Source organism: Streptomyces sp. NPDC054783, from assembly GCF_053611725.1.
Window position 1 is genome coordinate 87,207 of record NZ_JBSHAY010000001.1, and the last position, 23,094, is coordinate 110,300.

General features: G+C 71.6%; 18 protein-coding genes. 13 read left to right on the forward strand and 5 right to left on the reverse strand.

Going from position 1 to position 23,094, the window contains the following annotated elements; translation table 11 throughout:
* The first annotated feature begins 51 nt into the window (after positions 1-51).
* Positions 52-1,554, forward strand: coding sequence for an SDR family NAD(P)-dependent oxidoreductase (locus ACWGJ5_RS00400; RefSeq protein WP_453307570.1), 1,503 nt, complete (start codon positions 52-54; stop codon positions 1,552-1,554).
* A 162-nt stretch (positions 1,555-1,716) separates the two neighbouring features.
* On the opposite strand, the gene ACWGJ5_RS00405 is transcribed toward ACWGJ5_RS00400, so the two are convergent.
* Positions 1,717-2,112, reverse strand: coding sequence for a hypothetical protein (locus ACWGJ5_RS00405; protein WP_453307571.1), 396 nt, complete (start codon positions 2,110-2,112; stop codon positions 1,717-1,719).
* Positions 2,113-2,523: 411 nt separating this feature from the next.
* Between ACWGJ5_RS00405 and ACWGJ5_RS00410 the strand changes: the two genes are divergently transcribed.
* Both ACWGJ5_RS00410 and ACWGJ5_RS00415 read left to right on the forward strand, forming a co-directional pair.
* Positions 2,524-2,697 (forward strand): hypothetical protein, encoded by a 174-nt coding sequence (locus ACWGJ5_RS00410; RefSeq protein WP_184966741.1) that lies wholly within the window; start codon positions 2,524-2,526, stop codon positions 2,695-2,697.
* 62 nt (positions 2,698-2,759) lie between these two features.
* Positions 2,760-3,245: an N-acetyltransferase family protein gene (locus ACWGJ5_RS00415; protein ID WP_453307572.1), complete on the forward strand. Its 486-nt coding sequence runs from the start codon at positions 2,760-2,762 to the stop codon at positions 3,243-3,245.
* 24 nt (positions 3,246-3,269) lie between these two features.
* Here the strand turns inward: ACWGJ5_RS00415 and ACWGJ5_RS00420 are convergent, their stop codons facing one another.
* Complete coding sequence (locus ACWGJ5_RS00420) at positions 3,270-4,619, reverse strand: amidase (protein WP_453307573.1); 1,350 nt, start codon at positions 4,617-4,619, stop codon at positions 3,270-3,272.
* Between the two features lie 230 nt (positions 4,620-4,849).
* On the opposite strand from ACWGJ5_RS00420, the gene ACWGJ5_RS00425 reads away from it, so the two are divergent.
* Complete coding sequence (locus ACWGJ5_RS00425; RefSeq protein WP_453307574.1) at positions 4,850-7,186, forward strand: alpha-L-fucosidase; 2,337 nt, start codon at positions 4,850-4,852, stop codon at positions 7,184-7,186.
* Here the strand turns inward: ACWGJ5_RS00425 and ACWGJ5_RS00430 are convergent.
* Positions 7,106-7,651 carry a hypothetical protein gene (locus tag ACWGJ5_RS00430; protein WP_453307575.1) on the reverse strand — a complete coding sequence of 182 codons (546 nt, stop codon included), beginning with the start codon at positions 7,649-7,651 and terminating at the stop codon, positions 7,106-7,108. The two genes, ACWGJ5_RS00425 and ACWGJ5_RS00430, sit on opposite strands and share 81 nt — an antisense overlap.
* A gap of 71 nt (positions 7,652-7,722) precedes the next feature.
* The gene (locus ACWGJ5_RS00435) at positions 7,723-8,790 is read right to left on the reverse strand and encodes a LacI family DNA-binding transcriptional regulator (RefSeq protein ID WP_453307576.1); all 1,068 of its coding nucleotides are present in this window, start codon (positions 8,788-8,790) and stop codon (positions 7,723-7,725) included.
* Positions 8,791-9,008: 218 nt separating this feature from the next.
* Between ACWGJ5_RS00435 and ACWGJ5_RS00440 the strand changes: the two genes are divergently transcribed.
* Genes ACWGJ5_RS00440 through ACWGJ5_RS00465 form a run of 6 tightly spaced genes read left to right on the forward strand, consistent with a single transcriptional unit; the run spans position 9,009 to position 18,510 of the window.
* Positions 9,009-10,295 carry an ABC transporter substrate-binding protein gene (locus ACWGJ5_RS00440; RefSeq protein WP_453307577.1) on the forward strand — a complete coding sequence of 429 codons (1,287 nt, stop codon included), beginning with the start codon at positions 9,009-9,011 and terminating at the stop codon, positions 10,293-10,295.
* A 5-nt stretch (positions 10,296-10,300) separates the two neighbouring features.
* On the forward strand, positions 10,301-11,188 hold the full coding sequence (locus tag ACWGJ5_RS00445) for a carbohydrate ABC transporter permease (RefSeq protein WP_453307578.1): 888 nt from the start codon (positions 10,301-10,303) through the stop codon (positions 11,186-11,188).
* Entirely contained in the window at positions 11,185-12,090 is a 906-nt protein-coding gene (locus tag ACWGJ5_RS00450) for a carbohydrate ABC transporter permease (protein ID WP_453307579.1), read from the forward strand. The genes ACWGJ5_RS00445 and ACWGJ5_RS00450 overlap by 4 nt, the downstream gene beginning before the upstream one ends.
* 26 nt (positions 12,091-12,116) lie before the next feature.
* A complete protein-coding gene (locus tag ACWGJ5_RS00455; RefSeq protein ID WP_453307580.1) occupies positions 12,117-13,373 on the forward strand; it encodes a glycoside hydrolase 5 family protein in 1,257 nt (418 codons plus the stop codon).
* On the forward strand, positions 13,370-15,451 hold the full coding sequence (locus ACWGJ5_RS00460; protein WP_453307581.1) for an endo-beta-N-acetylglucosaminidase: 2,082 nt from the start codon (positions 13,370-13,372) through the stop codon (positions 15,449-15,451). The genes ACWGJ5_RS00455 and ACWGJ5_RS00460 overlap by 4 nt, the downstream gene beginning before the upstream one ends.
* A 38-nt stretch (positions 15,452-15,489) precedes the next feature.
* Complete coding sequence (locus tag ACWGJ5_RS00465) at positions 15,490-18,510, forward strand: alpha-mannosidase (RefSeq protein ID WP_453307582.1); 3,021 nt, start codon at positions 15,490-15,492, stop codon at positions 18,508-18,510.
* Positions 18,511-18,631: 121 nt separating this feature from the next.
* Here the strand turns inward: ACWGJ5_RS00465 and ACWGJ5_RS00470 are convergent, their stop codons facing one another.
* On the reverse strand, positions 18,632-19,345 hold the full coding sequence (locus ACWGJ5_RS00470) for a FadR/GntR family transcriptional regulator (protein WP_453307583.1): 714 nt from the start codon (positions 19,343-19,345) through the stop codon (positions 18,632-18,634).
* Between the two features lie 163 nt (positions 19,346-19,508).
* Here ACWGJ5_RS00470 and ACWGJ5_RS00475 point away from each other — a divergent pair, with 163 nt between their 5' ends.
* The 3 genes from ACWGJ5_RS00475 to ACWGJ5_RS00485 are packed head-to-tail and all read left to right on the forward strand — an operon-like array spanning position 19,509 to position 23,081.
* Positions 19,509-20,573: a sugar ABC transporter substrate-binding protein gene (locus ACWGJ5_RS00475; protein ID WP_453307584.1), complete on the forward strand. Its 1,065-nt coding sequence runs from the start codon at positions 19,509-19,511 to the stop codon at positions 20,571-20,573.
* A complete protein-coding gene (locus tag ACWGJ5_RS00480; RefSeq protein WP_453307585.1) occupies positions 20,570-22,060 on the forward strand; it encodes a sugar ABC transporter ATP-binding protein in 1,491 nt (496 codons plus the stop codon). Before ACWGJ5_RS00475 ends, ACWGJ5_RS00480 begins: the two co-directional genes overlap by 4 nt.
* A complete protein-coding gene (locus ACWGJ5_RS00485) occupies positions 22,053-23,081 on the forward strand; it encodes an ABC transporter permease (RefSeq protein WP_453307586.1) in 1,029 nt (342 codons plus the stop codon). Before ACWGJ5_RS00480 ends, ACWGJ5_RS00485 begins: the two co-directional genes overlap by 8 nt.
* Positions 23,082-23,094 lie beyond the last annotated feature (13 nt).

Sequence of the window (23,094 nt, forward strand, 5' to 3'; positions counted from 1 at the left end):
AGCGGGCGCGAGTCGGAGCGCCGCGCGGGTGATCAGGGAAACGGCAGCGCGATGACGGTGACAGAGGACGGCTCCATGGCCTCCATGGCCCTGGAGGAAGGGGTCTACGGCCCCGGTATCGACCCGGAGCGGCTGGCCGTCTGCCTCAGCGTGCTGGAGGAACTCGACAAGATCGAGGTCGACCACCCGGACGCGATCAAGGTCCGCCGGGCCACCTCGCACATCTACCGTACGGTCAAGCAGCGCCGCCGCCAGGAACGCCGCGCCGCCAAGACCGCACACGACCGCGCCGTCACCGAGGCCACCGCCACCGGCTCCGCGGAGCGCATCGACGACGAGACCGAGGGCATCCTGCCCTCCTCCAAGGTCGAGGCCGGCAGGATCGCGGGCATACTCCAGCGCCCCCGCTCCTGCTACACCTGCAAGGCCCGCTACGTCGAGGTCGACTACTTCTACCACCAGCTCTGTCCGGACTGCGCCCGCACGAACCGCGCCAAGCGGGACGCCCGCGCCGACCTCACCGGCAAGCGCGCCCTGCTCACCGGCGGCCGCGCCAAGATCGGCATGTACATCGCCCTGCGGCTGCTGCGCGACGGCGCGCACACGACGATCACCACCCGGTTCCCGAAGGACGCCATCCGCCGTTTCAAGGCCATGGAGGACTCCGCGGACTGGATCCATCGCCTGGAGGTCGTCGGCATCGACCTGCGCGACCCCGCCCAGGCCGTGGCCCTCGCCGAGCAGGTCGCCGAGGCGGGCCCGCTCGACATCCTGATCAACAACGCGACCCAGACCGTACGCCGCCTGCCCTCCGCGTACGCGGCCCTGGTCGAGGGCGAGAGCGCCCCGCTGCCCGCCGGCGAACTCCCCGCCCACCACGTCATCGGCGCCTTCAACTCCGGTGCCGTCGACGGCATCGCCGCGCTGCCCGTCGGCACCAGCGGCCTGGACGCCCAGAAGGTCGCCGACCTCGCCCTGGTCGCGGGCAACGCCAGTGTCGCCCGGCACCTCGACGGCACCGCCATCGACGCCGGCGGCCTCGTCCCGGACGTCGTCGACACCAACACCTGGGTGCAGACCATCGACCAGATCTCGCCGGTCGAGCTGCTCGAGACCCAGCTGTGCAACTACACGTCGCCGTTCATCCTGATCAGCGCCCTGCGCCCGGCCATGGCCGACGCCGCGAAGAAGGCGGCCAGCGGGCGTGCGTACGTCGTGAACGTCTCGGCGATGGAAGGCGTCTTCAGTCGCGGCTACAAGGGCGCCGGACACCCGAACACCAACGCCGCGAAGGCGGCCATGAACATGGTGACGCGGACCAGCGCCGAGGAGATGTTCGAGGCGGACGGCATCCTCATGACCTCCGTCGACACCGGCTGGATCACCGACGAGCGCCCGCACTACGACAAGCTGCGCCTCGCCGAGGCCGGTTTCCACGCCCCCCTCGACCTGGTCGACGGCGCCGCCCGTGTCTACGACCCGATCGTGCGCGGCGAGGCGGGCGAGGACCTGTACGGCGTCTTCCTGAAGGACTACGCGCCGGGCAAGTGGTGACGGTGCGCAGGTGACGTGTTCTTCCTGGTGGTGATCCATCGGCCGACCCCAGCGGGACTGCGGGGCCGTCGGGCCGACGCGTAGCCGTCCTGTTCTCGGGCACTTCGCGCCGGCACTTCCGCGACGGGCGGTCAGTCACCCGCGAGACGAGCGCCTCGGGTGTCAGTCCACGGCGCCGAGCCGGGAGTGGCGGGCCGCCACCAGCTCCAGCACCGTGCGCCAGTCCTCCAGGACGCCCGCGTCGAACCCCGCCGTACGGCTCTCCTCGTCGGCCTGGCGCAATCGCAGCACATCGTCGTCGGCCGGGCCCGCGTCCCCGCGGACCAACCGGAACACCCGATCCCCGAGCAGGGAGCGCACCGCCTCGGCCGCGCCGAGCGCCCGGCCCCTCTCGTCACCCGGGCACAGCACCGGCCCGATGCCGTGCACCAGCCCCGCCACCTGGAGCTCCTTGTCGGCGGGGCGGCTGCGGCGCAGCAGCGCGGCGGTTCTCAGCGCGTGCTGGTGCCGGCCGGCGTACAGCAGATCCATCAGCTCCTCGACGCTGCGCAGCTCCATGCGTCAGTCCTTCCGCGAGACAGCCGTTCCCGCTCATCAGCAGATCATTGCGACCTTGCGCCCCGGCCAACGGCACCTGAACTGAGCCGCAAGTAGCCCGAGTGGGTGATTCGCCCGACGGCCGGGTGATGCGCCGCAAGGTAAATGGCCGCATATTAGGAGGTATTGGGGGGCGAAACGACTTCTGATAGTTACACCTTGTTTGCACTCCCGATCGAGCGCAAGCCCGCTCATTTGGGTAATCTGGAGGGGACGGACAGCAGTACCGGGTCCCACCCAGACCCACACGTCCGTACCGGCGCCACCGCGTCCGAACTGGCCTTCCAACCAGACCCGAGCGGGCGCCGAGTGCCGGAGCGCAAGCTGTCCGGCAGGCCCCCCGAGGGTGAACCGACACATAAGGAGTGCGCGGTGACACCGGAGAAGACGAATCGCGATCAGCGTCCCAAGGAACGCACGGAACGCGTGGGCCGGCGGCCTGGAGAGCTCGGCAGCCTCGACGTGTGGGCCCGGTCCGCCCCGATCCGCCTGGCGGGCTACGAGGACGACCTCGCCGAACCCCACATCCTGCCCAGCGTGGACTGACCCTCGGGCCGGACCCCTCACGACCGCCGCACACATGGGCGTGACCTGACAGACTCACGCCCATGCTGATCAGAGAAGCCGTGGCTGACGACTGGCCGCGGATCTGGCCTTTCTGGCACCGGATCGTCGCCGCCGCCGAAACCTACGCCTGGGATCCCGAGACCTCCGAGGACGACGCCCGCGCACTCTGGATGAACCCCGCCAAGCGGGTCTACGTCGCCGAGGACGCGACCGGAGCCGTGGTCGGCTCGGCCTACCTCACCCCCAACTACGGCGGTCCCGCCGCCCGCGTCGCCAACGCCGGCTTCATGGTCGACCCCGACCGCACGGGCGAGGGCATCGGCCGCGCCCTCGCCGAACACGTCCTGGCCGAGGCCAGGGCCCAGGGCTACCGCGCGATGGTCTTCAACGCCGTGGTCGAGACGAACCCCGCCGTCGCCCTGTGGACCTCCCTGGGCTTCACCGTCCTCGGCACGGTCCCGGGGGCGTACGACCATCCCCGGCACGGCAGGGTGGGCCTGCACATCATGTACCGGTCGCTCGCATAGGCCTCGAACCGGCGCGGCCGGGACTCAGGAACCGGCCACCGGCGCCGTCCGCCGCCACGGGCGCAGCGTCTCCAGTTCCTCCGCCAGCTCCAGCAGCACGGCCTCCGAACCCGGGCGGCCCACGAGCTGCACGGCACAGGGGGCGCCCGAGGGAAGGGTGCCGAACGGAACCGACATCGCGGGCCAGCCGGTCAGGTTCCAGGGCGGGGTGAACGGGGAGTACGCGGTGTTGGCCAGGACGTTGCGCAGCCAGCCGCGCTCGTGCCACGGGCCGGCCTCGGGGGAGCGCCGGGCCAGGGCCGGGGTGAGCAGGACGTCGTACTCGGTGAAGAAGGGGGTCAGCCGGGCGCGCAGGCGCTCACGACTGTCCCCGGTGCCCACCGGGCCGACGAACCGCCGGCCGATCGCCGCGTGCACCCGGGTCCGCCGGGCCAGCAGCGCCCGGTCCAGGCCCTCGGCGTCGACCGCGGTCCCGGCCGTCCAGTGCCGCAGCGCGGTCACGCCCAGCGACAGGGGATACGGCGGCTCGGCCCGCCGCACCTGGTGCCCGGCCCGCGTGAGCACCCCGGCGGCCTCGCGGGCCGCGGTCGTATACGGCTTGCTCACGCTCACACCGGCGAGCGGACTGCGCACGGCCGCGGCGATCCGCCGGCGCGGGGGCTCCGCCGCACCCGGGACCTCGGCGCCCGCCAGGACGCCCAGCATCAGCCGCAGATCCTCGACCGTCGTGGCCAGCGGGCCGTTCTCCGCCATGCCGAACCAGTCGCCGTTGCCGATCCCCGCCGGCACCACGCCGTGCCCCGGCTTCAGTGTGACCAGGCCGCAGTTCGCGGCCGGGATGCGCAGCGACCCCATTCCGTCGTTGCCGAGCGCGATCGGGACCAGGCCCGCGGCCACCGCGGCCGCGCTGCCGCCGGAGGAGCCGCCCGCCGTGCGGGAGGTGTCCCAGGGATTGCGGGCGGTGCCGAACGCGCCCTCCGTCGTGCCGAACACGCACAGCTCCGGCACGTTCGTCAGGCCCACGACCACCGCGCCGGCCGCCCGCAGCCGGGCCACCGTGACATGATCCTCGGCGGCCGGGGTGTCGGGGGTGGCGGCGGAGCCGTCACGGTGGGACTCGCCGCGCACCGCCAGGTTGTCCTTCACGGCCACCGGTACGCCCGCGAGCGGCAGTTCGGGCAGATCGGCGCGGGAGGCCACCTCGTCGGCCTCGGCGAGCGCCGCCGCGGCCCGCACCTTCCGGAACGCCCCGATCCGGCCGTCGAGCCGTTCGATCCGGGCGAGATGCCCGGCCGCCACCTCCCGGGGTGTCACCCGCTTCTCGCGTACGGCGGCGGCAATCTCGGCGGCACTCCGCCCGGCCCAGTCACCCACGGGCACTCCTCGCTCGGTCTCGCTCGGTCGTCGGCTACTCGCTGGTACGAATCACGGCGCAGGGAGAACTGTGCCTGGTCGGGGGCGGTACGTCGAGAGCTCGTTCCCGGCGACGCGCTTGTCATCCGATCAATGGGTCAAGTTCCGTATCGTGCAGGCCCGTTGACAGGCTTGTTGGCGCCACACAATCATCAAGACGTCCGATGAATCGGAGTTTGTGGGAGCCGCTCATGAGCACGTGTCCCAGACGTACGGTCCTGGGCGCGGCAGTCGGTGTGACCGCCGCTGCCGCCCTGCCGCTCACCCTCACGACACCGGCTCGGGCCGCCGGGCAGCAGGGCCCCTGGGCCACCGTCCCCGACCCGGTACCCGTCCCGCTCGACGCCTTCTTCGACAACGACGGCATCGACACGGCCTCCGCGCGCGGCGGCGACTTCGACGGCTCCGGCTACACGTTCCCGGGCGAGGAACTGCCCGCGGGCCGCGTCGAGGTCGACGGCGTCCCCTTCGACTTCCCCGGGGCGGCGGCAGGCGCCCACAACAACGTCGTCGCACTCGGCCAGCGCATCGAACTGCCCCGGGGCCGCTACCTGTCGGCCGTCTTCCTGACCGCCGGCAGCTACGGCAACGCCACCGGCACGGCCACCGTCCACTACGCCGACGGCTCCACCACCACCGCCGGCCTGAGCGGTGCCGACTGGTACTCGGCCGGCGGCCCGCTCTCGGCGCCGTACCGCTACGAGCCGGACGGCACCAAGGACGAGCACGGTGTCGGGATCGGGACGTCTGAGGTGTGGACCGATCCGCGGCGCGAGGCGGTCGCCGTCACCCTGCCCGTCACCAACCCGGCCGCGGCGAACAAGACCTCCCTGCACGTCTTCGCGCTCTCCCTGCAACCCGTCGCCCAGGGGCGGGCGTTGGCCCTGCGTGAGGCGCACTCCACCAACTCCCTCATGGACGCGACCGGTGCCCAGAGCGTCGAGGCCACCGTGGTCAACGCGGGCACCGTCCCGATCCTGCCCGGCGACGACGTGTCCGTACGCGTCGAGGTCGCCGGCGCCCGCACCGTCGAGCCCGCCCGCGTCCGCCGTCTCGACCCCGGTGAACAGGCCCGCGTCCGGGTCGGCATCCGCAACCGCACGGGCACCGCACCCGGGACCCGGCAGGGCGGCACGGTGACCGTCCGCGGCGGTGGCGCCCAAGCCGCCTCGCACCAGGCGGAGTTGGTGCTCGGGGTCGCCGACTACCAGCCGACCGGGGCCTCCCTCTCCGGCCACCGGGCGCCGTACTGGTTCCAGGGCGCCAAGTTCGGCATCTTCATCCACTGGGGCGTCTACTCGGTGCCCGCGTGGGCGCCGGTCGGCGTGCAGTACGCCGAGTGGTACTGGGACCAGATGCAGGACCCGGCCAACCCCACGTACGCCTACCACCGCACCACCTACGGCGAGGACTTCGCCTACGACGACTTCATCCCCCGCTTCACCGCCGAGCGTTTCGACCCGCGCGCCTGGGTGGAACTGTTCCGCGACGCCGGAGCCCAGTACCACGTCCTGACCTCCAAGCACCACGAGGGCTTCGCCCTGTGGGACACCAAGGTCTCCGACCGCAACGCGGCGAAGATGGGCCCGAAACGGGACCTGGTGAGGGAACTCTTCGACGCGAGCCGCCGCCACACCCCCGAACTCCACCGCGGCCTGTACTTCTCGATGCCCGAGTGGTTCAACCCCGACCACCCCTGGATGGGCCACCCTCCGCGCAATCCGTACACCCTGCAGCCGGTCCCGTACACCGGATACACCGCGGGCAAGGACTATGTGAGGGACTACCAGGCCCCGCAGATGCTCGAACTGATCCACGGCTACGACCCGGAGATCATCTGGTGCGACATCGGCGGCGACAACGACAGCGCCAACGTCCTCGCCGAGTACTTCAACCACGCGAAGAACCGCGCCCGGCCGGTCGACGTGACCGTCAACGACCGCTCCGGCATCGCCTTCCACGACTTCACGACGCCCGAGTACACGACGTACGCCAACACGGTCGTCGCCAAGTGGGAGGCGAGCCGGGGCCTCGACCCCCGCTCCTACGGCTACAACCGGGCCACCCCGGACGACGCCTACATGACGGCCGAGGAGGTCGTGCACAGCCTCGTCGACATCGTCTCCAAGAACGGCAACTTCCTCCTCGACATCGGCCCGCGCGCCGACGGCACCATTCCGGAGATCATGCAGACCCGGCTGCGGGAGACGGGGGAGTGGCTCAAGGTCAACGGGGAGGCGGTGTACGACACCACGTACTGGTCCCGTACGGCCCAGCTCGGGGAGGACCTGCGCTTCACGGTCCGCCCGGACGAGGCGTTCTACGTCCACTCGCTGGCCCGCCCGGGCGCGAGGCTGATCGTCGAGGCGCCGGTGCCGGTGCGGGCGGGGGACAAGGTGACCATGCTCGGCTACGACCGGCCTCTGACCTGGACCGTCACGAACGGTTCACTGGTCATCGACGTACCGGAGGCCGCGCGGAACGCGGGACGGTACGTGTGGGTGTTCAAGGTGAGCTGGCGGGCTTGAGCAGGCGGGCCCGAGCAGCGCCCGGGCGGCCTCGACGCGGGCGGGGACGGGGGCGGAGGTGACGGCCGGCACCGCCCTCAGGACTTCCCTGGTCAGGTCGTGGACCGGGCGGTACGCCGCGCGTCCCTGTGCCGCCCGGACGCGGTGCGGGGGCTTCGCCGATTCGGACTCCAGGACCCTGCGGTACGCGGCCACCGCCTCGTTGTCCACGTCCAGTCCGTCCCCGGCGGAGGCGGCGGCGAGGTGGGCCCCGGGGCCGGCGGTGTGCGAGCCGGAGAGGTCGCGCAGGATGTTCCGGCCCTCCTCGCCGAGGTCTTCGGTGAGCAGGGCGGCGGCCTTGGCCCTGACCGCCGGCGGGACGCCCGGGTCGGCGGCCGGGGCGCGGGTGAAGGGGATGCGGTCGGCCGCGACGGGATCCGTGATGTCCATGACCCACAGCCGCCCGCGTCCCCGTTCCTCGTCCAAGCCGCCCGTCCCCGCCCCCCTCCCCGTGACAGCGTCAGCCGGACGGCCCATCGCAGTGACGGGCCGGTGGCTCAAGAAGCCTGTTCCGTCGGCACGTTGCCCGGCACCGGCCCCGTACTTCCCCGCCCCGTCAGCCGTGGCACCGGCACCCCCACCGAGCGGGCGGAGTCACCGTCCAGCAGGGCCAGCAGCTCGCGTGCCGCCGTGCGGCCGAACTCCACGCTGTCCCGGGAGAGGGCGGACAGCCGGGGGGTGACCATGCGGCACAGGGCCGAGTCCTCCCAGGAGACCACCGACACGTCCTGCGGTACCCGGAAGCCGAGTTCGGCGGCGGCGGCCAGGCCGGCCACGGCCATCACGTCGTTGTCGTAGATGAGGGCCGTCGGAACGGGTGAGTCGCCGAGGACGCGGCGGGTGACGGCGGCGCCCTGCACGTCGGAGTAGTCGGTGGTGACCGAGCGGACCTCGGTGGGCCGGCGCCGCTCCGCCTCCGCGCGCAGCGTGGCGATACGGCGCTGGGTGTGGGCCAGTTCGGGCAGTCCCGCGATGTGCACGATCCGGCGATGGCCGAGCGCCGTCAGCTCGTCCACCACGGAGGCCATCGCCCCGGCGTCGTCCGCCCAGACCGTGGACAGGCCGGGGTGCCGTACGTCGGGTGCGCCGCCGATCACCACGGCGGGCAGGCCGAGTTCGTCCAGCAGGCCGGGGCGCGGGTCGTCGGCGCGGGGGTCGGCCACCAGCACGCCGTCCACCCGGTGCTCCGCCCACCAGCGCCGGTACACCGCGCACTCCTCACTCACGTCCTTCGCGACCTGGAAGAGCAGGCCCAGGTGCCGCTCGGCCAGTACCTCCTGGATGCCGGAGACGAGCTGGAGGAAGAAGGAGTCGACGCCCAGGGTGTGCGCGGGGCGGGCCAGGACGAAGCCGACCGTGGCCGCGCCCTCGCCGGACAGCGCGCGGGCGGCCGTGCTGGGGCGCCAGCCGAGCTGCTCGGCGACCCGGCGGACCCGCGCCCGGGTGGCCTCCGAGACGCCGGGGCGGTCGTTGAGCGCGAAGGAGACGGCGCTCTCGGAGACGCCGGCCCGCCGGGCGATGTCCTTCATCGTGGGCCGGCGTGCGGGTGACCGTTTGGTCGGCACGTTCCCCCCTTCGTGACGATGCTCGCTAATGCGCTTGAGTGTCAAGAGCCTAAAGCGCATTAGCAATTGACCGCAAGCTCTCGGCCAAACGTCCCTGACCTGCACTGATGAACGGCTGATTTCATTAGTTGGGCGGAATGCATTGACTTTCCTCGAATGGCGCGGGCAAGGTCTCTCGCGCCACCCCACCGCCCGACACCGCAAGGGAGCCGTGTCCCGTGCCCATGTCTCGCAGAGCCCTCGCCGCCGCTGCCGTCGCCCTCGTCCTGCCGCTGAGCGCCTGCGGCTCGGGCGGCGACGGCGGCGGCTCGACCGACGCCTCCGGCAAGGTCGAGGGCGACATCACCTTCCAGACCTGGAATCTGCGCGCGAACTTCAAGTCGTACTTCGACGGCCTCATAGCCGACTTCGAGAAGAAGTACCCCGGCACGCACGTGAAGTGGATCGACCAGCCCGCCGAGGGCTATCCCGACAAGCTCAGCGCAGACGCCGGCGGCGGCACCCTGCCCGACGTCGTCAACGTCTCCCCGGACCTGGTCGCCCCGCTCGCCAGGGCCGGCCTGGCGCTCGACCTCGACAAGGCGGCCGGCAAGTACAGGTCCGAGTACCTGGACGGGGCCTGGGCCGGCCACCAGGTGCCGGGCATGAGCGGTACGTACGCCTTCCCCTGGTACCTGAACACCGGCCCGCTGTTCTACAACAAGGCCCTCTTCCGGAAGGCCGGGATCGATCCCGACCAGCCGCCGAAGACGTACGACGAACTCTTCGCCGACGCCCTGCAGATGGCGAGGAAGAGCGGCGGCAAGGTCGCCACCCTCGCCAACGTGCCCACCATCGAGGACTTCGGCCGTTACGGCGTCACCCTGATGAACAAACAGGGCACCGCCTTCGCCTTCAACGACGCCAGGGGAGTCGCACTCCTCACCAAATACAAGGAGCTGTACGACGCCAAGGCCCTCGACCCGCAGGCCCTGACCGCGACCCCGGAGTCCTCCGGCAAGAAGTTCCTCACCGGCGCCGTCGCCATGAACCCCGGCAGCGCCCTCGACCTCGACAACTTCAAGAAGAACGCGCCGACCCTCTACAGGAACATCGGCATCACCGACCAGATCACCAGCACCGGGCACGTCAACATGTACGTGATGGGCGTCATGGTCAACTCCCGCACCAGGCACACCCCGGCGGCCGTCGCCTTCGCGCACTTCGTCACCGACGCGCAGAACCAGATGTCCTTCGCCAAGAAGGTCGCCATCTTCCCGAGCACCGCCGGCTCCCTGGACGACCCCTACTTCACCAAGGAGGACGGCACCGACGAGACCAGGGTGCGCATCGCCGCCGCCAAGTCCCTGAAGAGCGCGGTCAACTACACGCCCGTGCTGTTCAGCGACCAGATGAAGACCGCGCTGCGCAACGAGGTGGCCAAGGCGCTCCAGGGCAAGGAGAGCCCCGAGCAGGCTCTCGACAACGCTGTCAACGCCGCCGACCGCCTCCTCCAGCAGGGCTGACGCCCATGGCCACGCCCGTCCGCATCAGGCGCCAACTCCCGCTCAGCCCGTGGCTGTTCGCCGCTCCCGGGCTGCTCGTCACCGGCGCCTTCGTGCTCTACCCGTTCGTCTCCACCCTGGTGAACTCCTTCACCGACCGCCGCACCCTGCTGCCGGGCCACTTCGTGGGCCTCGCCAACTTCCGCGAGCTGCTCCACGACGACATGTTCTGGACGGGCCTGCGCAACAGCACCCTGTACATCCTCGGGGTCGTACCCGCCCTGGTGATCCTGCCGTTGCTGCTGGCGCTGCTGGTGCAGAAGAACATCCCCGGCATCACCTTCTTCCGCTCCGCCTTCTACACCCCGGTCGTCGCCTCGATCGTGGTGGTCGGGCTGATCTGGGTGTGGCTGCTGGACGAACGCGGCCTGGTCAACTCCCTGTTGGAGACGGTCGGGATCGGCCGGGTCGGGTTCCTCAGCGACCAGTGGCTGCTCCTGCTGAGCGCCATGGCCGTCACGGTGTGGAAGGGCCTCGGCTACTACATGATCATCTATCTGGCGGCGCTGGCGAACGTACCGCGCGAACTGCACGAGGCCGCCGCCGTGGACGGCGCGGGCCCGGTGCGCCGCTTCCTCTCGGTCACCGTGCCCGCCGTCCGCTCGACCATGGTGCTGGTCGCCGCCCTCTCCTCGGTCGCCGCCTTCAAGGTGTTCTCCGAGGTCTACCTGATGGCCGGCCCGAGCGGCGGCCCGGCCGGCGAGGACACCACCCTCGTCATGCTCGTCCAGCGCACCGGCACCGGCCTGACCGGCCGCGTCGGCTACGCCTCCGCGCTCTCGGTCGTCGTGTTCGTCGTCACCGTCGCGCTCATGCTGCTGGTGCTGCGCGCCGACCGGAGGGAGGAGTCATGAGCGTCCTGGAGACGGTACGGCCCGAGCCACCGGTCACCGTGCGCAAGGAGCCGCGCGTCACCGACGAACACGGCCGCCGTATCCGCGTCGGCGAGCTGGTCTGGCGCTATCTGCTGCTCCTCGTCGTCCTCGCGCTGACGGTGGGCCCGTTCCTGTGGCAGCTGTCCACCTCCCTCAAGGGCCCCACCGAGGACATCTACAGCTCGCCGCCGAGCTTCCTGCCCGCCCGTCCCACCCTGCACAACTACACGCGGGTCGCCGACACCATCCCCGTCTGGGACTACGCCCTGAACTCGCTGAAGGTCGCCACCGCCAACGTCGTCACCAACTGCGTCGGCTCGGCGCTCGCCGGGTATGCCCTGGCCCGGCTGCGCTTCCGCGGCCGGCGCGTGACCACGCTGGTGTTCGTACTGGCCATGCTCGTGCCGGTCGAGGGCATCGTCATCGCACAGTTCACCACCATGCGCGAACTCGGCCTGAACAACACGCTCGTCGGGGTCGTGCTGCCCGGCGCGATCGGCGCGATGAACGTGCTGCTGATGCGCAACGCCTTCCGCAACCTGCCCTACGAGATCGAGGAGGCGGCCTATGTCGACGGCGCCGACGTCCGGCAGCGGTTCCTGCGGGTCGCCCTGCCCTCGGTGAAGGGGACGCTGGCCGTCGTCGCGATCTTCGCCTTCATGGGCGCCTGGGACGACTTCCTGTGGCCCCTGATCGTGCTCAGCGACCCGTCCAAGTTCACCCTGACCATCGGCCTGAACTACCTGCACGGCACCTTCGCCAACGACGAACGCCTCGTCGCCGCCGGCACCGTGATCGCCGTGGCCCCGCTCATCGCGCTGTTCGCCTGCCTGCAGCGGTACTTCTTCCGCGGGGTCGGCGAGGGCGCCGTCAAGGGCTGAACACCCGTACGTCACTAGGACACTCCATGCCTCCTGCCGTGCGCTTCGGCGTCAACTACACACCGACCAACGGGTGGTTCCACCACTGGCTCGACTTCGACCTCGACTCCGTGCGCGCCGACCTCGACGCGATCGCCGCGCTCGGCCTCGACCACATCCGGGTCTTCCCGTTGTGGCCCTACTTCCAGCCCAACCGGACCCTGATCCGCCCGCGCGCCGTCGAGCAGCTCGTGGCCCTCGCCGACGCGGCCGCCGAACGCGGCCTGGACGTCAACGTCGACGGCCTGCAGGGGCACTTGAGCAGCTTCGACTTCCTGCCCGCGTGGACCCGCACCTGGCACCGGCGCAACCTCTTCACCGACCCGGACGTGGTCGAGGGCCAGGCCGCCTATCTGCGCACCCTCGCCGCCGCCCTCGCCGACCGGCCGAACTTCCTCGGCATGACCGTCGGCAACGAGGTCAACCAGTTCGCCGCCGGCCCCCACCCCGACCCCGACCGCATCACGGCGGACGAGGCCGAGCGATGGCTGTCGCGGATGCTGGCCGCCTGTGCCGACGGCGCCCCCGACCGGCTCCATCTGCACGCCTCCTACGACGCCGCCTGGTACCAGGACGACCAGCCCTTCACCCCCGGCCACTCCGCCCGGCTCGGCGACCTCACCGCCGTGCACTCCTGGGTGTTCAACGGCACCGCCCAGCGCCACGGCCGTACCTCCGTGCCGGCCGAGCACCACGCCGCCTACCTGGTGGAGCTGAGCAAGGCCTGGGCCGGGGAGCCGCACCGGCCCGTATGGCTCCAGGAGGTCGGGGCGCCGGCGCCGCTCGTGCCCGCCGAGCACGCCGCCGCCTTCACCGAGGCGACCGTCGCCCGTGCCCTGGACTGCCCCGACCTGTGGGGCATCACCTGGTGGTGCTCCTACGACGTCTCGCGCGAGCTCGCCGACTTCCCCGAACTCGAATACGGACTCGGCCTGTTCACCGACGAGCGCCGGCCCAAGGACACCGCCCGCGTGCTGGCCGAGGCGGCACACCGGCGGCACGCGGCCCCCGCCCCGCGCACCACGGCCCTCGTCGTACCCGACGACCCGGGCCGCCGCTCCCGCTGCGCCCCCGGCGGAGTCGTCTTCGACGCCTTCTTCCGGCTCGTCGCCGACGGCGCCCGCCCCACCACCGTCCTCGACACCCGTGCGGACGACAAGGAACACCTCGCCGCACGCGGCATCACCGAGGTCGTCACACCCGATCAGGTACTCCCCGCCCCACATGGAGGCACCCGCTCGTGAACCCCAGCAGACGCACCGTCCTGATCGCCGGCACTGCCGCCGGCCTCTTCCCGCAGCCCGCCTTCGCGGCCGCCCGCCCCAAAGCCGCGGCGACCCCGCCGTACGCCTCCTACTGGTACCCGGACTCGCTGCCCGCCGGCAGCCCGGGCCCCGGCATCACCTGGCGCAGTCTGAAGAGCTGGCGCGCGGCCGACGACCCCGACCTCGCCTTCAACGCCGCGTCCGTGCCGCTCGCCGCCCGCTTCACCCCGACCCCGGCGAACACCACCGCCCGGACCGGCCAGGCCCGCATCCAGGCCCTGGTCTCCTTCGGGCCCACCTCCGGCAACCCCTCCCAGGGCTCGGCCACCGCCGACTACTACGCCCTCACCCACTGGGCCTACCTGGACGAACTGGTCTTCTGGGGCGGCTCGGCCGGGGAGGGCCTGATCCTTGCGCCGAACGCGCCGATCGTGGACGCGGCCCACCGGCACGGCGTCCCGGTGCTCGGGAACATCTTCCTGCCACCGGTGGCGTACGGCGGACAGCTCCAGTGGACCCGGGACCTCGTGCAGAAGGACGGCTCCGGGCACTGTCCCCTCGCCGGGCAACTCGTCGCGGTCGCGGCGGCCCACGGCTTCGACGGCTGGTTCGTGAACGCCGAGACGGGCGGTGGGAACACGGCACTCGGCCAGGCCATGCTCGGGTTCGTCAAGGAGCTGCGGACGCTCGGGGCGGCGCGCGGACAGCGGGTGACCTGGTACGACGCGATGACGGTGAACGGCACGGTCAGCTGGCAGGGCGCACTGAACAGCCAGAACCGGGCCTTCTTCCAGGCCGCCGACGACATGTTCGTGGACTTCCGGTGGAGCGCGGCCACGCTCGCCTCCTCGGGGACGAAGGCGGATCAAATGGGCCGCAGCCGATACGAGTTGTGGGCAGGTGTCGACGTCGAGTCGAACGGGTCCGGTACGTCGGTGGACTGGGACGCGATCGTGCCGTCCGGCAGGCCGCACGTCACCTCGATCGGCTTCTACCGGCCGGAGTGGACCCGCAACCACCTGCCCGCCGACCAACGCGCCCCGGAGGATTTCCACGCCGCGGACGACCGGTTCTGGACGGGACGTTCGCTGGACCCGTCCCGGCCGGACGCGAGTGATCCGTGGCGGGCGCCGGCGGTGTCGGTCGCCGACCGGTCGACCGTGACCTCGGTGCCGTTCGCGAGCGTGTTCAACACCGGGCACGGGCTGCGCTGGTACGAGGACGGGGCGGTCACCTCGGACGCCGCCTGGAACCATCTCGGGGTCCAGGACCGGCTGCCGGCGCGGCGATGGGTGGTGCGCACGGCGGGGGAGCGGCCGGCGGTCTCCTTCGACTTCGCCGATGCCTGGCGGGGCGGCAGCAGCGTGTTGGTGGACGGTGAGCTCGATCAACCGGTCGTGGTGGATCTGTACGCGACCCGGCTGCCGATCGGTGTGAACTCGGTTGTCGAGCTCACCTCCCGGACCGACGCCGGCGCTGTGAACGTCGAGCTGGCGGTGGCGACGGCCGAGCCGAGCGGGGCCGGGGCGACACCTCCGTACACCTATCTGGCTGTGAACTCGATCAACACGGGCAGGCGCGTGAAGTCGGTCAACGGCTGGTACACCGTGGCACTTCCGCTCACCGGGCTGACCGACACCGACACCGACACCGGCACCGACACCGGCACCGGCACCGGCACCGGCACCGGCACTGTCCACGCCCTCGGTGTCCGGCTCACCGCCACCGAGGGCCCGGTGCGCTGGCGCCTCGGCGGCCTCGCCGTCCGGGACACCGTCACCGCCCCCCAGGCCCCCACGGGCGCCCGCGTCACCGCCGCGACCGGCGGCGACCTCCGGCTCGCCTGGAACGCCGCCCCCGGCGCCGTCCGCCACTACGAGCTGCACCGCCTCCTGCCCGACGGCACCCGCCGCTTCCTCGGCGGCACCTGCCAGCGCGCCTGCTCCCTCACCGGGCTGCAGCCCGAGCAAGGAGAGACCGCCGCACGATTCGAACTGCGTGCCGTGGGGGAGCTCTACACCACCTCGACCCCCGTCACCGTCACCCACCCCTGGTAACGACCGCAGTCACCCGGAACCCGCAGGGAGCACCCCGCATGCATGACGACCGCACTCTGGTGGAAGCCCGCCTCAGGCGCGTCCTCGACGAACGCATCCGCCCCGCCGTGTACCCCGAGTCCGTGCCGCTGCAGGTCGCGGTGTGGCACGCGCCCGGCGAGCCCGTGCCGGTCGAGGAGGGACTCGCCGCCGAGCCGGAGCCCATCCAGGTCGGCGCCCGGTGGGGTGCTCCCTGGGGCACCAGCTGGTTCCGGGTGACCGGGACCGTGCCCGAGGCGTGGGCCGGGAGGACCGTCGAGGCCCTGCTCGACCTGGGCTTCGACGAGAACATGCCCGGCTTCCAGTGCGAGGGCCTGGTCTACCGGCCCGACGGCACCCCGGTGAAGGGCCTCAACCCCCGCAACCAGTGGGTGCGCATCGGCACCCCGGTGGCGGGCGGCGAGGAGGTGGTCCTGCACATCGAGGCCGCCTCCAACCCGGTCATCCTCGACTACCACCCCTTCCTGCCCACCCAGCTCGGCGACAGGGAAACCGCCGGCCACGAGCCGCAGTACACACTCACCCGCATGGACCTCGCCGTCTTCGACGAGCCGGTGTGGCAGCTGGTCATGGACCTGGAGGTGCTCGGCGAGCTGATGGCCGAGCTGCCCGTGGACTCCGCGCGCCGGCACGACATCCTGCGCGCCGTCGAGCGGGCCCTGGACGCCGTCGACCTCCAGGACGTGACCGGCACGGCCGGCCGGGCCCGCGCCGAGCTCACCGGTGTGCTGTCGGCCCCCGCCGTACCGTCCGCGCACCGGATCAGCGCCGTCGGGCACGCGCACATCGACTCGGCCTGGCTGTGGCCGCTGCGCGAGACGGTGCGCAAGGTGGCCCGTACGACCTCCAACATGACCGCGCTGATCGAGGACGAGCCGGAGTTCGTCTTCGCCATGTCCCAGGCACAGCAGTGGGCCTGGGTGAAGGAGCACCGGCCCGAGGTGTGGGCGCGGGTGAAGAAGGCCGTGGCGGAGGGGCGGTTCGTGCCGGCCGGCGGGATGTGGGTGGAGTCGGACACCAACATGCCGGGCTCGGAGGCGATGGCCCGTCAGTTCGTGCACGGCAAGCGGTTCTTCCTGGACGAGTTCGGCATCGAGAACGAGGAGGCCTGGCTGCCCGACACCTTCGGCTTCGCCGCCGGGCTCCCGCAGATCATCAAGGCGGCCGGTGCCAAGTGGCTGCTCACGCAGAAGATCTCCTGGTCCCAGACGAACAAGTTCCCGCACCACACCTTCCAGTGGGAGGGCATCGACGGCACCCGGATCTTCACCCACTTCCCGCCCGTCGACACCTACAACTGCTCCATGAAGGGCAGCGAACTCGCCCACGCGGCACGCAACTTCAAGGACAAGGGCCGCGCCCGCCACTCCCTCGCGCCCACCGGCTGGGGCGACGGAGGCGGCGGCACCACCCGCGAGATGGTCGCCAAGGCGGCCCGGCTGCGCGACCTCGAGGGCTCGGCCACCGTGGTCTGGGAGACACCCCGCGCCTTCTTCGAGAAAGCCGAGGCCGAGTACCCCGAGCCGCCCGTCTGGGTCGGCGAGCTGTACCTCGAACTGCACCGCGCCACCCTCACCAGCCAGGCGAAGACCAAGCAGGGCAACCGGCGCAGCGAACACCTGCTGCGTGAGGCCGAGCTCTGGGCGGCCACCGCGGCCGTACGCACCGGATCTCCCTATCCCTACGAGGAGTTGGACCGGATCTGGAAGACGGTCCTGCTGCACCAGTTCCACGACATCCTGCCCGGCTCGTCCATCGCCTGGGTGCACCGGGAGGCACGGGCGACGTACGAGCGGATCGCCGGAGAGCTGGAGGCGATCACCGGTGCGGCGCAGCGGGCCCTGGCGGGGGAGGGGACCCGGCACCTGGTCTTCAACCCGGCACCGCACAGCCGGCACGGTGTTCCCGCCGGAGGTGCCGGGGCGCCGAGCCTGCCGCGGGGAACGCATGTGACCCCCCGCACCGCGGGCGGTCACGTCCTGGACAACGGCCTGCTCCGCATCGAGATCGACGCCCACGGCCTCGTCGTCTCCGCGTACGACCTCGACGCCGACCGCGAGACCGTCGCGCCCGGCCGGGCCGCCAACCTGCTCCAACTCCACCCGGACTTCCCGAACATGTGGGACGCCTGGGACGTCGACTCCTTCTACCGCAACACCGTCACCGACCTCACGGACGCCGAGTCGGTCGAGACCGGCGAGGACGGCGCGTCGGTGCGGATCGTACGGAGCTTCAGCGCCTCCCGGGTCACCCAGGTGCTGACACTGCCGCCGGACGAGCGGAGGCTGGTCATCGACACCGAGGTCGACTGGCACGAGACGGAGAAGTTCCTCAAGCTGGCCTTCCCGCTCGACCTGCACGCCGAACGGTACGCGTCCGAGACCCAGTTCGGGCACGCCTTCCGCCCCACGCACACCAACACCTCCTGGGAGGCCGCCAAGTTCGAGGCGTGCAACCACCGCTTCGTCCACCTGGAGGAACCCGGCTGGGGCGTGGCGGTCGTCAACGACTCGACGTACGGCCACGACGTGACCCGCACCGTGCGCACCGACGGCGACCGCGGTACGACGACCACGGTGCGCGTCTCCCTCCTGCGCGCCCCGCGCTTCCCCGACCCCGAGACCGATCAGGGCGTCCACCGCTTCCGCCACGCTCTGATCCCGGGCGCCTCGATCGCCGACGCGGTCCGCGAGGGCTGGCGGGTCAACCTGCCGGAACGGCACCTGACCGGCGCCCACGAGGTCGCGCCGCTGGTCACGGTGGACAACGACGCCGTCGTGATCACGGCGGTCAAACTCGCCGACGACGCCAGCGGAGACGTGGTGGTCCGCTTCCACGAGGCCCACGGCGGCCGGGCCCGGGCGACCCTCACGGCCGGTTTCGAGGTCGCGGACGTCACGGTGACGGACCTGCTGGAACGACCGGGCGGGGGCACCGAGCCGCCGGAGCGCGACGGCGAGCGGATCACCGTACGGCTGCGGCCGTTCGAACTGACGACGCTCAGGCTGCGGCGGGGCTGACGGGCGCCGGAGACGGGCACCGGCGCCCGCGTCCGTCGGGCGGACGCCGGACCGGTGCCCGATCCCCGGCGAGGTGCTCCAGGCGGTCGAGGGGCCCTGCCGGGGGGCCGGGCGCCCCAGCTCACTCCCCGCTCTGCCCCCCGAGCTGTGCCCGCAGCCACTCCTCCACCTCGCCGACATGGGCCGCTGCCGCCGCGCGTGCCGCCTCCGGGTCGCGGGCGGTGAGAGCGCGATGGATGGCGGCGTGTTCGCGGCGGGTGCGGGCGAAGGCGCCCTCCTCCTGGTAGCCGCGCCAGACGCGGGCGCGGAAGGTGCGGGAGGACAGGCCCTCCAGGATGGCGGCCATGGTCTCGTTGCCCGCGGCCGCGGCGATCTCGCGGTGGAAGGCGAGGTCGTGGGCGAGGATCTCCTCGGGGTCGTCGGTGGCGTTCATCGCCGCCAAGTGCTTCCCCACGGCGGCCAGTTGGTCCTCGGTGATGCGCGCGGCGGCCAGCGCGGTCGCCGTCGACTCCAGGATCCGGCGGACCTCGAGGAGTTCCACCAGGCGCGGCCCCCGGGACAGGTCCGCGACCACCCCGAAGGTCTCCAGCAGGTCGCCGGCCTCCAGCGCGGTGACGTAGATCCCGGAGCCGTGCCGGGCCTCCAGGACGCCCATCACGGTCAGGGCGCGGATCGCCTCCCGCATCGAACTGCGGGAGATGCCCAGCCGGGCCGCCAGATCCCGCTCGGTGGGCAGCCGCTCGCCGGGCTCCAGCCGGCCCTCGGCGATCATCGCCTTGATCTCCTCGATGGCGCGCTGCGTCACCGTGCCCTTCTGTGGGGCCTCCTCGTCCACGCCACTCCTCCTTCCCCCCGTTGTGCCGCAGTCTAGCCAGCCGAGTGGTCCGACCACTACTGCTTACCTTGCCGAATTTTCCCTGCACGAGGGTGTTGACGCGGCTTATTGGTCTGATAAGTATGCGTCGTCTGCTCGAACACCCTCGACGAGGAGCCGCGAGATGCCCGCCAGCACTGTCAGGAAGCGCAGCAGGTCCCGGATCATCGGCGCGGTGGCTCTGGCCGCCGGCGCCTCGCTCATGCTCGCCGCCTGCGGCAGCACCAAGGACACCGCGAGCGCGGGCAGCGGCGGCACCGGCGAGGTCGGCGTCATCCTGCCACTGCTGACCTCGCCGTTCTGGCAGTCGTACAACGACTACGTGCCCAAGATGGCCAGGTCCGAGGGCGTCCAGGTGCTGAAGACGGTCAACTCCAACAGCGACCCGTCGCAGCAGATCACCGACATCGACAACGAACTCACCCAGGGCGTCAAGGGGCTGGTGGTCGCGCCGCTGGACAGCGCCGCCATCCAGGCCGGACTCGACCAGGCCGAGCGCAAGGGCGTGCCCGTGGTCGCCGTGGACGTCGCGCCCGACAAGGGCAAGGTCGCCATGGTGGTGCGCGCCGACAACGTGGCCTACGGCGAGAAGGCCTGCGACTACCTCGGACAGCACGTCAGCACCGGCAAGGTCGTACAGGTCATGGGCGACCTGGCCTCGGTCAACGGCCGCGACCGCTCCGAGGCCTTCCGCTCCTGCGTGAAGAAGAAGTACCCGAAGCTCAAGGTGCTGGAGATCCCCGCCAAGTGGGAGTCCGACACCGCCGCCGCCAAGCTGGACACGCTGCTGGGCGCCAACCCGGACATCAAGGGCATCTACCTGCAGGCGGGCGGTGTGTACCTCGCGCCCACTCTGCAGACCCTGAAGTCCAAGGGCATGCTGAAACCGGCCGGGCAGAAGGGCCACATCGCGATCGTCTCCAACGACGGCATCCCGCAGGAGTACGACGCCATCCGCAAGGGCCAGATAGACGCCACGGTCTCCCAGCCCGCCGACGCCTACGCCAAGTACGGCCTGTACTACATCAAGGCGGCGATGGCCGGGAAGACCTTCAAGCCCGGGCCCACCGACCACGGCTCCGTGATCGTCAGGCTGCCCAGCGGGATCCTGGAGGACCAGCTGCCCGCGCCGCTGGTCACCAAGGCCAACGTCGACGACCCCAAGCTGTGGGGCAACACGGTCAAATGAGCACACCGCTTGTAGCAGCCGAGGGCATCGTCAAACGGTACGGCCCCACCGTCGCCCTCGTCGACGGCCGGCTCACCGTCCTGTCCGGCGAGTCCCACGCCCTGGTCGGCCGCAACGGCGCCGGCAAGTCGACCCTGGTGAACGTCCTCACCGGCCTGCAGGCCCCGGACGCGGGCACGGTCCGCTTCGACGGCGAGCCGGCGCCCTCGCTCGCCGACCGGGACGCCTGGCGCCGCAGGGTCGCCTGCGTCTACCAGAAGCCCACCGTCGTCCCGGAGCTGACGGTCGCCGAGAACCTGTTCCTCAACCGGCAGCCGACCGGCCGCGGCGTCATCAGCTGGCGCCGGCTGCGCCGGCAGGCCGCCGAACTCCTCGACACCTGGGACGTGCGCGTCGATCCCGAGGCGCGCACCGCCGACCTCAGGGTCGAGGACCGGCAAATGGTCGAGATCGCAAGGGCGTTGAGCTTCGGCGCCCGGTTCATCGTGCTGGACGAACCCACCGCCCAGCTCGACAACCGGGAGATCGAGCGGCTGTTCACCCGCATGCGCTCCCTGCAGGACTCCGGTGTCACCTTCCTGTTCATCTCCCACCATCTCCAGGAGGTGTACGAGGTCTGCCAGACGGTCACCGTGCTGCGCGACGCCCGCTGGATCACCACCGCACCCGTCGCCGACCTGCCGAAGGCGGCGCTGGTCGAGGCCATGGCCGGGGAGTCCGTCGCCGAGCAGGCCGTACACGGCGGGGGAACCGAGACCGGCGCCCCCGTCCTGCTGGAGGCACAAGGGCTCACCTCACCGGCGTACGAGGGCGTCGACCTCACCGTCCGCCGTGGCGAGGTCGTCGGGCTCGCCGGCTCCAGCGGCAGCGGCAAGACCGAGCTCGCCGAGTCCTTCGCCGGGCTGCACACCCCGACCGGCGGCACCGCCCGACTGGGCGGCGAGAAGCTGCCGTTCGGGGACGTACGGGCCGCCCTGCGGGCCGGGGTCGGCTGTGTGCCGCGCGACCGGCACGAGCAGGGACTGGTGTCCGGCATGAGCATCGGCGACAACGCCACGCTGAGCGTGCTGGACCGGCTGGGCCGGGCCGGATTCGTCGCAACCGACGCACGGCGCCGCTTCGCCGCCGAGCTGATCGAACGCCTCGACATCCACGCCGAGGGCCCCGACCAGCCCGTGTCCGACCTGTCCGGCGGCAACGCCCAGAAGGTCGTCATGGCCCGGGCCCTCGCCTCCGACCCGCGCCTGCTGGTCCTGATCAACCCCACCGCCGGCGTCGACGTGAAGTCCAAGGAGTCGCTGCTCGCCCGCATGGACAGTGCCCGCGAGGACGGCACCGCGGTCCTCGTCGTCTCCGACGAACTCGACGACCTGCGCCGCTGCGACCGCGTCCTCGTCCTCTTCCACGGCCGTGTCGTCGCCGAGCACCCGGCCGGCTGGCGCGACCACGAGCTGATCGCCTCCATCGAAGGAGTTGACCATGGCTGACACCCGGGCCGCCCCGCCGCTCGCACCCCCGAAGACCCCGGACGCCCGGTCGGCCAGGACCGTACTGCTGCGCCGGGCCCGTGAACTCGCCCTGGTTCCCGCGCTGTTGCTGCTCATGGTGCTCGGCGCGGCGGTCAACGACTCGTTCCTGACCGAGCGGAACCTGATCTCGATCCTCGGTGCCTCCGCCGCGCTCGCGATGGTCGTGCTCGCCGAGTCGCTCGTGCTGATCACCGGCAGGTTCGACCTGTCCCTGGAGTCGGTGGTCGGCATCGCACCGGCCGTGGGCGCCCTGCTGGTGCTGCCCGCGAGCCAGTCCGGCTGGGGCACCGAACTCCCGGCCGGGCTCGCCCTGCTCGCGATCCCGGTGGTCGGCGCGGTCATCGGCGCCTTCAACGGTGTCCTCGTCGTCAAGTTCCGGCTCAACGCGTTCATCGTCACGCTCGCGATGCTCATCGTGCTGCGCGGCCTGCTGGTCGGCGCCACCAAGGGCAAGACCCTGTTCGGCATGCCCGACAGCTTCTACTCCCTGGCCACCACCACCTTCCTCAACGTGCCGCTGTCGGTGTGGCTCGCCGCCGTCGCCTTCGCCGTCGCCGGGTTCGTGCTGAAGTACCACCGCGCCGGCCGCGCCCTGTACGCGATCGGCGGCAACGCGGACGCCGCCCGCGCGGCCGGCGTGCGCGTGGACCGGGTGATGCTCGGGGTGTACGTCGTCGCGGGCGTCCTCGCCTCGCTCGGTGGCCTGCTGCAGACCGGTTACGTCGGCGCGATCAGCGCCAACCAGGGCCAGAACATGATCTTCACGGTGTTCGCGGCCGCGGTGATCGGCGGCATCAGCCTGGACGGCGGCAAGGGCACCATGTTCGGCGCGCTGACCGGTGTCCTCCTGCTGGGCGTAGTACAGAACCTGCTCACCCTCGCCCAGGTGCCGTCGTTCTGGATCCAGGCCATCTACGGCGGGATCATCCTCGTCGCCCTCGTGATCGCGCGCGTGACGACGGGCCGCGCCCAGGACTGACCCGCCGCCAAGT

What these genes read in the sequence shown, in the direction of transcription:
- ACWGJ5_RS00400 (WP_453307570.1), top strand. Translation starts at nt 52, where the DNA reads ATGACGGTGACAGAGGACGGCTCCATGGCCTCCATGGCCCTGGAGGAA.
- ACWGJ5_RS00405 (WP_453307571.1), bottom strand. Translation starts at nt 2,112, where the DNA reads ATGGAGCTGCGCAGCGTCGAGGAGCTGATGGATCTGCTGTACGCCGGC.
- ACWGJ5_RS00415 (WP_453307572.1), top strand. Translation starts at nt 2,760, where the DNA reads ATGCTGATCAGAGAAGCCGTGGCTGACGACTGGCCGCGGATCTGGCCT.
- ACWGJ5_RS00425 (WP_453307574.1), top strand. Translation starts at nt 4,850, where the DNA reads ATGAGCACGTGTCCCAGACGTACGGTCCTGGGCGCGGCAGTCGGTGTG.
- ACWGJ5_RS00445 (WP_453307578.1), top strand. Translation starts at nt 10,301, where the DNA reads ATGGCCACGCCCGTCCGCATCAGGCGCCAACTCCCGCTCAGCCCGTGG.
- ACWGJ5_RS00450 (WP_453307579.1), top strand. Translation starts at nt 11,185, where the DNA reads ATGAGCGTCCTGGAGACGGTACGGCCCGAGCCACCGGTCACCGTGCGC.
- ACWGJ5_RS00455 (WP_453307580.1), top strand. Translation starts at nt 12,117, where the DNA reads ATGCCTCCTGCCGTGCGCTTCGGCGTCAACTACACACCGACCAACGGG.
- ACWGJ5_RS00465 (WP_453307582.1), top strand. Translation starts at nt 15,490, where the DNA reads ATGCATGACGACCGCACTCTGGTGGAAGCCCGCCTCAGGCGCGTCCTC.
- ACWGJ5_RS00475 (WP_453307584.1), top strand. Translation starts at nt 19,509, where the DNA reads ATGCCCGCCAGCACTGTCAGGAAGCGCAGCAGGTCCCGGATCATCGGC.
- ACWGJ5_RS00480 (WP_453307585.1), top strand. Translation starts at nt 20,570, where the DNA reads ATGAGCACACCGCTTGTAGCAGCCGAGGGCATCGTCAAACGGTACGGC.
- ACWGJ5_RS00485 (WP_453307586.1), top strand. Translation starts at nt 22,053, where the DNA reads ATGGCTGACACCCGGGCCGCCCCGCCGCTCGCACCCCCGAAGACCCCG.